The 252-nt window shown below is 68.3% G+C and carries 1 pseudogene; it reads right to left on the bottom strand.

The features are described 5' to 3' along the window. Positions 1-205: pseudogene (locus QSV46_RS40420) on the bottom strand (hypothetical protein); the annotation flags it as partial. Positions 206-252 lie beyond the last annotated feature (47 nt).

Here is a 252-nt window from a genome sequence, read left to right as displayed (position 1 = left end):
CGTTGAAGAGCGTGGCGCCGACGCTGACCGGCAACCGGCCCGGAGCGCTGGCGGGCCGCGCCACCCAGGTTGGCCACAACAAGTAGGCCACCAGTGCGGCGGCGCCCGCGGTGATGATTACCACGACCATGATGAGCATCATTTGCGAGCGCGGATCCCTGCGGGTGTCGCGGGCAAGGTGCTGGGCCGTCGAAAGCAGGGTCATGAACGAGGCATCGGTCGGGTTCGAGGCTCGGGCACGATGCCGAGAGC

This window comes from Bradyrhizobium cosmicum, from assembly GCF_032290525.1.
In the GTDB taxonomy this organism is placed as follows: Bacteria; Pseudomonadota; Alphaproteobacteria; order Rhizobiales; family Xanthobacteraceae; genus Bradyrhizobium; species Bradyrhizobium cosmicum_A.
This window is presented reverse-complemented; position numbering and strand designations above follow the sequence as displayed.